Origin of the sequence: Chryseobacterium sp. JM1 (genome assembly GCF_000737715.1) — a bacterium.
Classification (GTDB): domain Bacteria; phylum Bacteroidota; class Bacteroidia; order Flavobacteriales; family Weeksellaceae; genus Chryseobacterium.
On record NZ_JPRN01000006.1, the window covers coordinates 174,392 to 188,071 of the forward strand.

General features: G+C 39.4%; 10 protein-coding genes. 8 read left to right on the forward strand and 2 right to left on the reverse strand.

Annotated features, from left to right (window positions below; genetic code table 11):
- Positions 1-101 precede the first annotated feature (101 nt).
- Both IW22_RS12550 and IW22_RS12555 read left to right on the forward strand, forming a co-directional pair.
- Positions 102-1,070 (forward strand): sensor histidine kinase, encoded by a 969-nt coding sequence (locus IW22_RS12550; protein WP_228384040.1) that lies wholly within the window; start codon positions 102-104, stop codon positions 1,068-1,070.
- The gene (locus IW22_RS12555; RefSeq protein ID WP_034726950.1) at positions 1,057-1,740 is read left to right on the forward strand and encodes a LytR/AlgR family response regulator transcription factor; all 684 of its coding nucleotides are present in this window, start codon (positions 1,057-1,059) and stop codon (positions 1,738-1,740) included. The genes IW22_RS12550 and IW22_RS12555 overlap by 14 nt, the downstream gene beginning before the upstream one ends.
- Positions 1,741-1,790: 50 nt before the next feature.
- On the opposite strand, the gene IW22_RS12560 is transcribed toward IW22_RS12555, so the two are convergent.
- Together IW22_RS12560 and IW22_RS12565 are read right to left on the reverse strand one after the other, a co-directional pair.
- Entirely contained in the window at positions 1,791-4,058 is a 2,268-nt protein-coding gene (locus tag IW22_RS12560; protein ID WP_034726951.1) for an aconitate hydratase, read from the reverse strand.
- A 327-nt stretch (positions 4,059-4,385) separates the two neighbouring features.
- Positions 4,386-7,166 carry a bifunctional aconitate hydratase 2/2-methylisocitrate dehydratase gene (locus tag IW22_RS12565; protein ID WP_034726952.1) on the reverse strand — a complete coding sequence of 927 codons (2,781 nt, stop codon included), beginning with the start codon at positions 7,164-7,166 and terminating at the stop codon, positions 4,386-4,388.
- 508 nt (positions 7,167-7,674) lie between these two features.
- Here IW22_RS12565 and IW22_RS12570 point away from each other — a divergent pair.
- From IW22_RS12570 to IW22_RS12595, 6 genes are all read left to right on the forward strand, one after another.
- Positions 7,675-8,379, forward strand: coding sequence for a WG repeat-containing protein (locus tag IW22_RS12570; RefSeq protein WP_228384041.1), 705 nt, complete (start codon positions 7,675-7,677; stop codon positions 8,377-8,379).
- 404 nt (positions 8,380-8,783) lie between these two features.
- Positions 8,784-10,922, forward strand: coding sequence for a TonB-dependent receptor (locus IW22_RS12580; protein WP_034726954.1), 2,139 nt, complete (start codon positions 8,784-8,786; stop codon positions 10,920-10,922).
- A 138-nt stretch (positions 10,923-11,060) separates the two neighbouring features.
- Positions 11,061-11,810, forward strand: coding sequence for a hypothetical protein (locus IW22_RS12585; RefSeq protein WP_034726955.1), 750 nt, complete (start codon positions 11,061-11,063; stop codon positions 11,808-11,810).
- Positions 11,798-12,349, forward strand: coding sequence for an acyl-CoA thioesterase (locus IW22_RS12590; protein WP_034726956.1), 552 nt, complete (start codon positions 11,798-11,800; stop codon positions 12,347-12,349). The genes IW22_RS12585 and IW22_RS12590 overlap by 13 nt, the downstream gene beginning before the upstream one ends.
- A gap of 87 nt (positions 12,350-12,436) precedes the next feature.
- Complete coding sequence (locus tag IW22_RS24555) at positions 12,437-12,589, forward strand: hypothetical protein (protein WP_185113580.1); 153 nt, start codon at positions 12,437-12,439, stop codon at positions 12,587-12,589.
- Positions 12,590-12,657: 68 nt separating this feature from the next.
- Positions 12,658-13,590 (forward strand): 2-hydroxyacid dehydrogenase, encoded by a 933-nt coding sequence (locus IW22_RS12595; protein WP_034726957.1) that lies wholly within the window; start codon positions 12,658-12,660, stop codon positions 13,588-13,590.
- The last annotated feature ends 90 nt before the right edge of the window (positions 13,591-13,680 follow it).

Consider the following 13,680-nt stretch of genomic DNA (forward strand, 5'->3'; position numbering starts at 1 on the left):
GGTTTCGTCGGAAATGTGTAGGAATTTAAAAGCTCTGTGTCTTACATTTGAACATGAAGCAAAAACAAGTTCTCCTTCTGCACATTTTTTATTGGCTGTTGATGATTTTTAATAGCCTTCTTGCCAGGATAGTATACAGCAAATCTAATTTTGATCTTTTGGATGTCACTATCTTCCTGGCCAATTTCCTGGGGTTTTATGTTAATTATTTTTTCGTCGCACCACGGTTTTTCAATCCGAATAGATTCTACATGATGATCGTTGGTTTTTTTGTAGGTGTATTTATTTTTGTGCTTTTCAGATATTCAATAGAAGAACTGTTGCTTCCTGCGCTGACAGGTTTTAGAAATTATGCAGAAGGAACAACGTTTTTGTATTATTTTTACGACAATATTTACTATTCGAGCTTAACGGTTTTCGTGAGTACCAACCTGTGGTTCTTTAAGTATTATTTTAAAGTGGAAGAAGAGCGTAACAGGCTTGTTGAAGAAAGAAAGCATGCTCAGCTTCAGGCATTGAAGACGCAGATCAATCCTCATTTTATTTTTAATTCTTTAAATAACATCTATTCCCTGGTGTATCAGAATTCGGATAAAGCACTTCCGGCTATTGAAAAGCTGAGTGAACTGCTGAGGTACAGCACCAAAGATCTTGAGAAAGATTTCATCAGCCTGGATAAGGAAATAGGCTATATTGAAAGTTTAATTGGTTTGGAAAAGCTCAGAATCAAAAATCCTGAACTCTTGATTATTGAAAAGAATATCAATCATCCTAAAATCAATATTTCACCCATGCTGTTGGTGCCGTTTGTAGAAAATGCTTTTAAACATGGGGATTTCCGGGAGAAAGGATTTGTATTAAAAGTGTCGGATGACAATAAGGTGCTTCATTTTTACCTTCACAATTATAAAAACCAGAAAGTCAAAGATACTGCGTCCGGAATCGGGATCGATAATGTGAAAAAAAGGCTGGAAATTCTGTATCCGAAGAAACACGAGCTCTATATAAAAGACCTGGAATCTGAATTTATTGTAGATTTAAGAATTATTTTCCCTTATGAAAACGATTAAATGCATCATTGTAGACGACGAGCCGCTGGCGATATCGCTGCTGGAAAATTATGTCCGGAAAATTCCTTTTTTAGAACTGGTTTTCTCTGCGGAGAATCCTATTCTGGCGTTGGAATTTATACAAAACAATGAAGCGGATCTTATTTTTCTGGATATTCAGATGCCTGAACTTTCAGGGATTAATTTTATGAAAATTGTCGGGGAAAAGAAAAAATATATTTTGACAACAGCCTATTCCGAATACGCACTGGAAGGGTATGAGCACAATATTATTGATTATCTTCTGAAGCCGGTTTCTTTTGACCGCTTCTATAAAAGCGCAGTGAAGGCACAGGAACGTTTTTCCTTTTCTGAAAGCAATGAAGAATCCTATTTTTTTGTGAAATCTTCCGGTCAGCAGCACCGCATCAACTTTAATGATATTCTGTATATCGAAAGCATCAAAGATTATGTGAACATTAAAACTTCCAATGAGGAATATATTGTTCTGGACACCCTTAAATCTCTGGAAACCCAGCTTTCTGAAAGATTTGTCCGCGTTCATAAATCATTCATCGTGAATCTGGATCAAACCAAAAATATTGGGATCAAGAAGATTGTTTTAGTCTCTGAGCAGGAAATTCCGATTGGAGAAAGCTATCGGAGCCATCTTCTGAGTAAGATAAAATGAAAAGCGGCTTCCCTGGAAGCCGCTTTTCTATGATTAATTAAATCTAACAATTAATTTTCCTGTCTCTTAATCAGGTTAAGTGCAGAACCTGCCTTAAACCAATCAATCTGCTGATCATTATACGTATGGTTTGCCATGATAATGTCTTTAGTTCCGTCAGCATGAACGAATTCTAACGTCAGCTGTTTTTCTGGAGCAAACTGATCTAGATCTAAGAAGTTAACCGTGTCATCTTCCTGGATTTTGTCATAATCAGCTTCATTAGCGAAAGTGATTCCCAACATCCCTTGTTTTTTAAGGTTGGTTTCATGGATTCTCGCGAATGATTTTACCAATACCGCTTTTACACCAAGGTGTCTCGGCTCCATAGCTGCGTGCTCTCTTGAAGAACCTTCCCCGTAGTTCTGGTCTCCGACAACGATGGTAGGAATCCCAGCGGCTTTGTAAGCTCTCTGTACGGCCGGAACTTCACCATATTCACCTGTAATTTCACTCTTAACGTGATTCGTTTCCATGTTGTAAGCATTAACAGCTCCAATCAACATATTGTTTGAAATATTGTCAAGGTGACCTCTGTATTTCAACCATGGTCCCGCCATAGAAATGTGGTCGGTTGTACATTTTCCGAAAGCTTTGATCAATACCTTAGCTCCTTCGATGTTTTTACCGTCCCAGGCCGGGAATTCTTCCAATAGCTGAAGTCTGTCTGAAGTAGGACTTACATTCACCACCACTGAAGAACCGTCTTCAGAGGGTGCCTGGTATCCGTTATCATCTACAGCGAATCCTCTTGGTGGCAATTCAGAACCTTTAGGCTCATCCAGTTTCACCTGCTCGCCGTTTTCGGCTGTTAATGTATCTGTAATCGGGTTAAAGTCTAATCTTCCTGAAATCGCTACCGCAGCTACCATTTCCGGGGAAGCTACAAAAGCATGGGTATTCGGGTTACCGTCAGCTCTTTTTGCAAAGTTTCTGTTGAAAGAGTGGATAATCGAGTTTTTCTCCCCTTTATCAGCGCCTTCTCTGTCCCACTGTCCGATACAAGGTCCACAAGCATTGGTGAAGATTCTCGTGTTCTCAAATTTTCTAAAAGAATTTAAGAAACCGTCTCTTTCCGCTGTGAATTTCACCTGCTCAGAACCCGGGTTAATTCCCAGAATCGCTTTAGGCTTAACTCCTTTTGCTACCGCATCTTCTACGATAGAAGCAGCTCTTGATAAATCTTCATACGAAGAATTGGTACAAGAACCAATCAATGCCCATTCTACCTCTATTGGCCATCCGTTCGCTTCAGCTTTAGCTCTGAATTCAGCAACTGGTGTCGCTAAGTCCGGAGTGAAAGGTCCGTTTAAGTGTGGCGTAAGCTCAGAAAGGTTGATCTCGATTACCTGATCAAAATATTGCTCTGGGTTGGCATATACTTCAGCATCACCCGTTAAGTGTTCTGCAATTTTGTCTGCAGCATCTACTACATCCTGTCTTCCTGTTGCTGCCAGATATCTTCTCATAGAATCATCATATCCGAAAGTAGAAGTAGTCGCTCCGATCTCAGCACCCATGTTACAGATGGTTCCTTTACCTGTTGCTGAAAGAGATTCTGCTCCTTCTCCGAAATATTCTACGATGCATCCTGTTCCACCTTTTACGGTTAGAATTCCTGCTACTTTCAGGATAACGTCTTTTGCCGACGTCCATCCGCTCATTTTACCGGTTAATTTTACCCCGATAAGTTTTGGCATTTTTAGTTCCCATGCCATTCCGGCCATAACATCTACTGCATCTGCGCCTCCTACACCGATGGCCACCATTCCTAAACCTCCTGCATTTACCGTGTGAGAGTCGGTACCGATCATCATTCCTCCCGGGAATGCATAATTTTCAAGTACCACCTGGTGAATGATACCGGCTCCCGGCTTCCAGAAACCAATTCCATATTTATCACAAACAGAGCTCAGAAAGTTGAAAACCTCCGAGTTTTTGTTGATACCTTCCTGTAAATCTGCTTCTGCACCTACTCTTGCCTGGATCAGGTGATCGGCGTGAGCTGTTGAAGGTACCGCTACTTTAGCCTTTCCAGCCTGCATAAACTGTAAAAGTGCCATCTGTGCGGTGGCATCCTGCATGGCTACTCTGTCCGGTGCGAAATCTACATAAGAGTTTCCTCTTTCATGCGCTGATGTGGCATTTCCTTCCCAAAGATGGGTGTAAAGGATTTTTTCTGAAAGGGTAAGAGGTTTGCCCACGATTTGTCTTGCCGAAGCAATTCTTTCAGGGTAACGCTCGTACACTTTTTTGATCATATCAATATCAAAAGTCATATCTTAATTTAATTTTTCTCTTTTTAAATATACTTTCCCGTCATTCATTGAATGCTTAAAACGGAAAAAATTCTTTCGTTATTACGATTCATCAAATTCTGTTCCTTAGGTCTGAAAAAAGGATATTTCTAATCAATAATGGGGATGTTTTATTTCTATCAAGTTAAGAAAAAATGGAATTTCAAGTCTCAATTTTATGTAAAATAATTCTTAACCGGTCTTAAATGGAAAGGTTCTAAACAAAAAATGAAAGATTTTAAATCCCGCAGGACTAAAATCTTTCATTTGTATGATTATTAAAAAGTCCTGAGACTTCGTTACATTCTATTAATGGCCAACCTGAACCAGCTCCTTGATCGGTGGAGCAAATTTAGTCAGGTCAATACCTTCAACTGCTGCTTTGTATTCGTCGATATTAGGAATTCTTCCGATAATCGCTGAAAGAACAACAACCGGAGTTGAAGCCAGTAAAGATTCTCCTTTCTTACGTTCAGAATCTTCAACGACTCTTCCCTGGAAAAGACGGGTAGAAGTTGCTAATACAGTATCTCCTTTAGCTGCTTTCTCCTGGTTACCCATACAAAGGTTACATCCGGGACGCTCTAAATACATCATGTTTTTGTATTCAACACGAGCTTCGCCTTTTGGAGCATTATCATCAAATTCGAAACCTGAATATTTTTCTAAAAATTCCCAGTCTCCTTCTGCTTTTAACTCATCGATGATGTTATACGTTGGAGCTGCTACTACAAGAGGCGCATTGAATTCTACCTTACCTTGTTGCTTTTCGATGTTTCTAAGCATTTGAGAAACAATCTTCAAGTCTCCTTTGTGAACCATACAAGATCCTACAAAACCAAGATCTACTTTTTTCTCCCCACCGTAGTAAGAAAGGGTTCTGATCGTATCGTGGGTATATCTCTTGGAAACATCATCATTGTTTACATCCGGGTCAGCAATCATGGGTTCTACGATGATATCAAGATCCACAACAACTTCAGCGTAATATTTAGCATTTGAATCCGGAGTTAAAGCAGGTTTCTCACCTGATCTGATCTCTGCAATTCTCTTATCTGCTTTATTGATTAATCCCTGAAGAACCTGGTTGTGATTATCCATGCCCTTGTCGATCATGATCTGGATTCTGCCTTTTGCAATTTCCAGTGATTCAATCAGGGTTTCGTCTTCAGAAATGTTGATAGACGCTTTTGCCTTCATCTCTGCCGTCCAGTCTGTAAAAGTAAATGCCTGGTCAGCAGGAAGTGTTCCGATGTGAACCTCAATGATTCTACCCTGGAATACGTTCTCTCCTCCAAACTGCTTAAGCATTTGAGCTTGAGTAGCATGAACCACATCACGGAAATCCATGTGTTCTTTCATGTCTCCTTTGAATGTTACTTTCACAGATTCAGGGATTGGCATAGATGCTTCACCTGTAGCCAGTGCAAGAGCCACTGTTCCTGAGTCTGCTCCGAAAGCAACTCCTTTAGACATTCTTGTGTGAGAGTCACCACCAATGATGATCGCCCACTCGTCTATCGTAATATCGTTAAGAACTTTGTGAATTACGTCTGTCATGGCGTGGTATTCACCTTTCGGGTCACGGGCTGTGATCAAACCGAAATCGTTCATAAATTTCATTAGTTTAGGAATATTAGCCTGAGCTTTTTTATCCCATACTGAAGCGGTGTGACATCCGGATTGGTAAGCACCGTCAACAATGGGAGAAATCACTGTTGCTGCCATTGATTCCAGTTCCTGAGAAGTCATAAGACCTGTCGTATCCTGAGATCCAACGATATTAACTTCTACACGAACGTCAGAACCTGCGTGCAATACTTTTCCTGGTGTAGAACCTACAGCATTTCTGTTGAAGATTTTTTCTACTGCGGTAAGACCTTGTCCTTCATGAGAAATCTCTTTAGACGGAGCGAAAACAAGAGGAGTATCTATTCCTAAAAGTTTGGCAGCAAATGTCTGCAGCTTTTTACCGAATACAATCGCGTATGATCCACCGGCTTTGATGAATTCCATTTTCTGAGGCGTGAATGCCTTAGCAATGTCAATCAGCTCCTGGTCGCCGTTATAAAGTTTTTTTGTTTTAGTGTTGATGGTAAGAACAGTTCCTGTAGCCACAGAATAGGATTCTTCAAGAATCGGCTCTCCTGCTTCGTTACGGATTGGCTGTCCGTTCTCGTCCAGTTTTTTCACCCAGTTTTTAAGGTCAAGACCAATACCACCGGTAACGTCCACTGTCGTAAGGAAAATCGGAGAAATACCGTTTGTTCCTCCAACAATTGGAGCAATATTTACGAAAGGAATATAAGGGCTAGCCTGTTTTCCAGTCCATAAAGCCACGTTGTTTACTCCTGACATTCTGGATGAACCTACACCCATCGTACCTTTCTCAGCAATAAGCATCACGCTTTTGTCAGGATGTTGTGCCTGTAAAGCTTTGATTTCTTCCTGTGCCTGAGGAGTGATCATGCATTTTCCGTGAAGTTCACGGTCAGATCTTGAGTGAGCCTGGTTACCCGGAGAAAGTAAATCGGTTGAGATATCACCTTCACCGGCGATAAATGTTACCACTTTAATTTCTTCAGCAATTTCCGGAAGTTGAGTAAAGAACTCAGCTTTTGCATAACTGTCAACGATTTCCTGTGCGATTTCATTGCCGCTATTGAATGCTTCCTTCAGACGGTTTGTATCCGCATCATAAAGGAAAACCTGTGTCTTAAGAACGTTGGCCGCCTGTTTAGCAATAGAAATATCATTCCCTAAAGCCAGATCCAGCAATACCTCAATGGAAGGACCCCCTTTCATATGAGATAATAACTCAAAAGCATACGCCGGGGTTATTTCTTCTACTACGGATTCACCGAGAATGATTTCTTTTAAAAACTGAGCTTTCACACCTGCTGCACTGGTCGTTCCGGGTAAGGTGTTGTAAATGAAAAATTGAAGAGAATCTGATCGGTATTCGTTACCTGAGTCTTTAATCTGTGCAATGATTTCGCTTAATAATCCGGCACCGTCAATTGGCTTTGGATTTAGCCCCTGGTTTTTTCTTTCCTCAATCTCTTGGATGTAATCCTGATACATATTCATAATAATAGAAGTCTTTTAAAATTTTAAAAGTAGAATCAATTCTGTTATTCTTAACAGGGTTATAAATTACAATAAAACATTTAAAGTTGCCGCAGCAAAACGACTATAGTAATAAACAACATCATCTACCTCCTTAAAAAATGCGAGATAATGTTCAGTTTCGAAGTGAAGTATAGATGATCTCTAATAGAAGTGTACGTAGTTTACCTGCGGTTTGTCCTGTTGAAAAAACTCTCTTTGGGTAAGATTTATACACCTTTTTGACAGCATGACTGCCAGAAATTATATCTCCAAAACGTTTTTAGATTATCAAACACTTAAAAAGTGTTCCCAAATTTACGGATTTTTAATATTTTTTATACGCTAAATTATTTAGATTCTTTATAAATATGATTTTGATAATTTCTATTTTTGGCCGTAGTTTTGCACGCAAATGGTGAATATGAAAAATATCCTGAATTTTTTATGCGTATTTATTTCGATTTTCGTTTTTTCTCAGACGAAATCCGTGAAAAAACTACCGGTTAAAAATGTAACGAAAACGGCAGTAAAAAAGGTGACTTCAGTTCCTAAGCCGAACGCGGATCTCGTAACGATCCATCAGGATCTTCCTGTTCTGATCCCGAAAAAGGAGAACGGAAAATTCGGATACGTGAATCAAAACGGAAAATTCATCATCAAGCCTGAATATCATATCGCGGTCTTTTTTTATGAAGATTGTAATTTGCTGAATTCTCCTAACCTGAAAGCAAGGAAATTCGGAACTGATGACTACGCTACGGTTGAAAAAGATATGATCTCTTACCGTGTAGACAAAACAGGGAAAAGAGTGTATCAGTTCAAAGATGCTGATCTCGGAAAATGTAAGTTCGGAGATTATAAGCAACAGCTTTATCAGGCCTATGTTCTGAATGGTTTTTACGGAATCATTGAAAAAGCCAAATTCGTGAACGCGGCAGATTACAGACAATACCAGATCTATCCTCAATACCAGTATTTATACATCATGGAAGGTGACGACACTGCAGATCCGATGATTGTAGCTTCTCATAACGACAGATTCGGAGTAATTGATGTGAATAATAAAGTGATCATTCCCTTCGAATATTCCAATATCAAAAGAAACTTCAGCTGGAAACTGGGGAGAATGTTTGAAGTGACAAAAGACGGCACGAACTATTATTATATTGATGTGAGGAATAAGACTTATTAATGGCGGATGGCAGTTTGCTTTTGGCGATTGGCTTTTTGAAATGTGGAGAGAATGAATCTTTAACGTTTAAAAATCTCGCGCAGATCAAACAAATTGAGCAGATCTATATAACCGGATTAACCTCTATAACTCAAATCCCGCACCTCGTATCTCAAAGCCTAAACCCCGTTTCCCGAAAACCCGTATTTTTTTTGTAATTTTGCGGCTGAAATAAAGGGGTGCTTTAACAGGCTGAGATTATACCCAATGAACCTGGAACGGATAATGCTGTTTAGGGAAATTTGAAAATGTATCAATGGAACCGTATAACAATATACCAATCTCATTGCTAGACTGTTAAATTAGTCAATTGCTACATTATTTAATCCGCCCCTTTTATTCATTAAATTTTAAAGATTTATAGAATGAAGGGATTATTTTTTTTAGGGCTTACTGTAGGCTCTGCAGCCTTTATCCAGGCTCAAAATAAGGATTCTCTGAAGATCAGGGAAATTGAAGCGGTCAGCTTTACAAAAAGGCTGCCCGTTGCTAAGGAAATCATCAACGTACAGAAAGATGTAGACAGCAGAAATCTGGGCCAGGATCTCCCGATCCTCCTGAAAAATCAAACTTCCATTATCTCTACTTCTGACGCCGGAAACGGGGTGGGTTATACTGGATTTAGGATCCGTGGGGTAGCCGGAAGAGGGATCAATGTGATGATGAACGGAGTTCCGTACAACGATTCTGAAAGTCAGGGAACTTTCTTTGTGAATGTTCCGGACCTTACAAGTTCAGCCTCACAAATCGTGATTCAGAGAGGGGTGGGAACTTCCAATAATGGTGTTTCTGCGTTTGGAGCGAGCATCAATGTGATCTCCAAAGAACCGGACGAGAAAATGTATTTCAAGACGGATGACAGTTATGGTTCATTCAATACCTACAAATATTCAGCAGAAGCAGGTTCCGGGAAATTCTGGAAAAACAGACTTTCGGTGATGGGTAGATATACAAAAATTCATTCCGACGGATATATTGACAGAGCTTCTTCGAATCTTGATTCTTACAACTTCACGGCGTTATTTGAAGAGGGAAAAACAAGGATTCGTCTGATGGCTTTCGGAGGGAAAGAAAAAACCTATCAGGCTTGGAACGGGATCGACCGACCGACCTGGGAAACGAATCCGAAGTTTAACTATTCAGGACAGTATACAGACCTCGTTACCGGAGAAGAGAAGTTTTATGATAATGAAACGGACAATTACAGACAGAATCATTATCAGCTTTTGTGGGAGCAGAAATTCAATGATAACTGGAGTTTAGAAACAACCCTTCACTATACAAAAGGAAGAGGATATTACGAAAACTACAAAAGAGTAGATGAAACGGATGTAGAGGCTACCCATTATTCCAATTATAATCTCCTGGTACCTGTAGTGAATGGCGCTCCGGTAGAAATAACCGATTTTATCAGAAAAAAATGGCTGAACAATGATTTTTACGGTGCCGTTTCCACATTGTATGGAAAGCTGGAGAATGTAGATCTTAATTTCGGAGTGGTGGCTAACCAGTATTACGGAAGGCACTTTGGAAATGTGACCGGAGTTTATTTTCCGCAGATCAATGAATATGAATACTACAGAAACCGTTCTGTGAAAACTGAATTGGCAGGTTTTGCAAAAGCGTTGTGGAGAACGGGAGAACATTTTGAATTCTTTGGAGATCTTCAGCTCAGAAATATTGATTACGATACAAAGATCCTGACTGCAGGAGATGGAGAAGGCGGAAACCTTGATAAAAACTGGCTTTTCTTTAATCCAAAAGCGGGTGTGAATTATAAAATCGGAAACGGAAAAATATTCCTTTCCTATGCCCACGCACAGCGTGAACCGAACAGGGATGACCTGATGAGCGACAACAATGTGAAAGCTGAAAAATTACACGATTTCGAAGCAGGTATCGAAAAGCAGCTTGGAATAGTATCCGTAACAGCCAATCTATATTATATGTACTATCTGAATCAGCTGGTACTGAACGGTCAATTGAACAATGTAGGCGCATTTATCAGAACAAACTCAGGGAAAAGCTACAGAAGAGGAATTGAGATCGGAGCATTAGCTAAACTTTCAAAGCAATGGGAAGTGACGGGGAATGTCAGCCTTAGCCAGAATAAAAATCTTGATTTTAATATTAAAAATAAAGGCGTTCTTCAGAATTTGGGAGATACCGAAATATCATTCTCTCCGAATGTTATCGCCAATCTGGGTCTGAAATTTAATCCAAACAAGAATTTCCAGTTTGCTTTGATGAACCAATATGTTGGAAAACAGTATCTGGATAATACAGGGGATAAAAATCTGCAACTGAAAGATTATTTCTTAACCGATTTTAATGCCCAGTATCATTTTACCATCGCACATAATGATATCGCTTTAAAATTATTGGTGAATAATCTTTTCAACAAAAAATATGTGAACAACGGAGCCGTTTACAGTGGCGATCCATATTATTTTTCACAGGCAGGTATTAATTTTATGTTTGGGATCAGCTGGAAAATTCAATAATCTGTAGAATAATTTACCAAACAGGTTTTAATACTTTCAATTTTATACATATTTATCAAAAGACTGTTTCGGCAGTCTTTTTTTATATCCGTTAAATCTCTTCAAAAAGTCACGAAAAAATTATAAATTTGCTGCCAAATGAATATTTCAGCTTACATTTTAGAATATCTGAAACAATTTGGAACTGTGACGGTTCCGGGCTTCGGTGTGTTTTCGCTTAAAAACTCCAAGGCAATTATTAATTCTGAGAACGGAAGCATCCTTCCGCCCGCCAGCGAGATTGTTTTTGCGGTGGATTATGAGATACAGTCTGATGAGCTGGCTGCTTTCATTGCGGCCCAGAAACAGATGTCTCTGGAAGCATCCAAAAGCGATTTGAAGATTCAGACCGATTTTTGGAAGAAAAAACTTCAGGCAGATCAGGTTCTGGACATTCAAAACCTTGGATTCATTAATATTGAAGAAGATCATACCCATTTCAAAGGGAAAAGAATAGAATCGGGACACCCGGACTTTTACGGACTCGAAGAAATCAGGATTTCAGATATCAATAACGGTGAAAAAATAAACACCACAGTCAACAGGGAAAAAGATTATCGATTCAAAAAGACGATCCTCTGGATTTTCCTTCTTGTGATTCCTGTTCTGGGAATCCTGTATCTGGCATTTACCCAGCAGGAACTTCTTTTCGGAAAAAAATCTTTTGATAAAGTTTCTGTACAGACTTCTACGCACAGAATTGCAAAAGATACTGTAAAAGCAATAGTTGCTCCCAAAACAGCAGTTTCGGATTCCCTGAAAAAAGATTCATTATCAAAACCTGCCGGAAAAGTGGTAAAACCAGCTCCGGCCGTTCAAAACAACACTAAGACTCAATGGCAAAAGTAAAAAAAGCGTCAGAATCCCTGACCATCATGACCAATATTGTTCTTCCGAACGAAACGAACTCTTTAAGAAACCTTTTCGGAGGTGAACTTCTGGCAAAAATGGACCGTTGTGCTTCCATTTCTGCAGCCAGACACTGTGAAAGAAGAGTTGTAACAGCATCTGTAAATCACGTTTCTTTCAATCATCCTATCCCTGAAGGGGGAGTAGTGGTTCTGGAATCTAAAGTATCCAGAGCGTTCTCAACTTCAATGGAGGTATATGTAGATGTATGGTTGGATGACCCGATCAATCAGAAGAAAATTCACACCAATGAAGGAATCTATACTTTCGTTGCCGTGGATGAATTCAACCGTCCTATTCCGATCCCGGATATGATCCCGGAAACAGAAGAAGAAAAACTGAGACATGCTGCGGCGATCAGAAGAAAAGAACTTTCTCTTATCCTTTCCGGAAGAATGAAGCCTCTTGACTCTGTAGAGCTTAAAAAATTGTTCCAAGAGCCGGAAGAAACAAAGGATTCAAAGAAGGATAAAAAATAAAACCTGCCTTTGTAAGACTTAAACACAAATAACACAAATGGCTGCACAAATTTTCACAAATGATTTGTGCGGAATAAATGAAAAAAAATGATGACATCAGGTATGTCAGAGAATGATATATCAAGAATGGTGTATGAAGCAGGATATTGTTCATGCAACAGCAAGCTTGGAATGCTGATCAATTTTAATACCCTCCAGTTTAAAAACTGGGTAAGAAGAGTAATCAATGGTACACTATGAAATTCACATTGGTGTCATTTGTGAAAATAATTAGTGTCATTAGTGTTTAAATCATTAGTGTTTAAAAAATGAAAATTCTCCTTTTAGATAAAAACCATCCTCTCATCACAGAGCAGCTTCTGGCTAAAAACTTTGTGCTGGAAGAGGATTTTACGTCTTCCTACGATGAGGTCTGCCATAAAATTGAAAATTATGACGGAATCATCATCAGGAGCAGAATTCCTTTGGATAAAAACTTTCTTGAAAAGGGAAAGAATCTGAAATTTATCGCCAGGGTAGGAGCCGGAATGGAAAATATTGATATTCCTGTTGCAGAACAATTGGGAATACAGTTGATCAATTCTCCCGAAGGCAACAGAGATTCTGTCGCAGAACACGTTGTAGGAATGTTGCTGATTCTGATGAACCGCCTTTTCATTGCTTCCAATGAAGTGAAAAACGGAATCTGGAAACGGGAAGAGAACAGAGGAGACGAGCTGCTTGGAAAAACAGTAGGCCTTATCGGATACGGAAATATGGGAAAAGCTACTGCGAAAAGATTCTCAGGATTCGGCTGTAAAGTTGTTTTTCATGATATCCTTCCCGGACTTGCTGATGAGTACGCTTCACAGGTCAGCTTGGAAGAGCTACGGCAGTCTGCAGATATTGTAAGCCTGCATATTCCGCTTACTTCTGAAACCCACTATCTTATTGATGAAAAGTTTATTTTGGGAATGAAAAAGGACTTCTATTTTGTCAATACCGCAAGAGGAAAAAATGTAGAAACTAAATATTTAGTTGATGCTTTGAGGTCAGGGAAAGTTAAAGGCGCGTGTCTGGACGTTCTCGAGTATGAAAAAGCATCTTTTGAAAACCTTGAAACAGAAAACGAAGATCTCAAGTATCTTCTGGAATCTGAAAAAACAATTGTAACCCCACACATTGCCGGCTGGACTCATCAGAGTAAAGAAAAACTGGCTCAGGTGATTGTAGATAAAATTGTGGAGAAGTTTGCAAGGTAGTTAATCATCCCCGCTGAAGGTGCTGATCTGTGTTAGAATATAGTTACAAATCTATTTTTGACGTAATCTTTCCAAATGATTTTCAGTAAA